This is a genomic window from Massilia sp. CT11-108 (assembly GCF_047302915.1).
GTDB lineage: Bacteria > Pseudomonadota > Gammaproteobacteria > Burkholderiales > Burkholderiaceae_D > Telluria > Telluria orientalis.
The window spans coordinates 1-638 of sequence record NZ_JBKYMO010001137.1 but is presented as its reverse complement, the minus strand read 5'-3'; the positions used below and the strand labels follow the sequence as shown (position 1 = coordinate 638).

General features: G+C 73.4%; 1 protein-coding gene. It reads right to left on the bottom strand.

The features are described from left to right. On the bottom strand, positions 1-638 hold a 638-nt coding region (locus ACEN88_RS33610), incomplete at both ends, for a methyltransferase domain-containing protein (RefSeq protein ID WP_413346676.1).

The window sequence follows — 638 nt, the reverse complement described above, 5'->3', positions numbered from 1 at the left end:
AGGTACACGAGCACGTCGGCCGCGACGGCGAGGTCGCACGAGGCGGGGCGCTCCGCCAGCCAGTCGGCGATGTCGGCGCAGGCCAGGTCATCGTACAGGTCCAGTTCCGCCGCCTTGTCCAGCATGCGCTGCGACAGGTCGATGCCGGTGACGTGCCGCGCCAGCGGCCGCAGGAAAGTCGCGCACAGTCCCGTGCCGCAGCCGAGGTCCAGCGCCGCCTGCACGGGTGGCGCGGCCAGGTGCGGGCGGAGCAGGGCGTCCAGCAGCGCCGGCGTGCGGTAGCCGAGGACGTCGACGAGGTGGCGGTCGAACCGGCCGGCATATTGGTCGAACAGGTGTTTCACGTAGTCGGCCGGCGCCGCATCCGGCTGCTCCGCCTCGCCCAGCGCCGCCAGTGAAAACCGGATCTCGTCCGCATCCGCGCCCAGGTCGAGCGCGCGCCGGTACGACGCCACGGCCGCGTCGTGCTGCCCCAGTCCGCGCAGCGTGTTCGCCCGATAGTGTTCGGCCAGCGCGTAGTCGGGCCGCACGGCCAGCGCCTGTTCGTAGCTGTGCAGGGCGCCGGCAAGGTCGCCCGATTTCTTCAGCGCCGCGCCGCGAGCGCACCAGGTGTCGGCCCGCGGGGCCAGCGCGAGCGC